Below are 259 nucleotides of genomic sequence, written 5' to 3'. Positions count from 1 at the left end.
CCTGAATTTCACGCAGGTCGGCGCGGCACATCATCCCGATCCGACGCTGGTGGCGTTTTGTGCGGCACTGGCGCTCTCGGTGTTTCCGGCTTGCGGCACTTACGGCTCGCGCGGCAGCCGCTCGATTTTCAGCGTCGCGGGACGCACGGCGCTCGCGTGGCTCGCCGTGCAGCTCTGCGGCCTCGTGCTGCTTTACGCGATTCATCACGATCATCTGCTGCAACTGCCGTGGTTCATCTACTGGACGCTGACGACCGGC

At 64.9% G+C, this 259-nt stretch carries 1 pseudogene; it reads left to right on the top strand.

From position 1 onward, the window contains the following. Window positions 1-259 (top strand): annotated as a pseudogene (locus tag SB751_RS32385) (UDP-phosphate galactose phosphotransferase); the annotation flags it as partial.

This window comes from Cupriavidus sp. SIMBA_020 (genome assembly GCF_046535395.1).
Classification (GTDB): Bacteria; Pseudomonadota; Gammaproteobacteria; order Burkholderiales; family Burkholderiaceae; genus Cupriavidus; species Cupriavidus campinensis.
The sequence above is the reverse complement of the archived record's forward strand: the minus strand, read 5'-3'. Positions and strand labels throughout refer to the sequence as shown.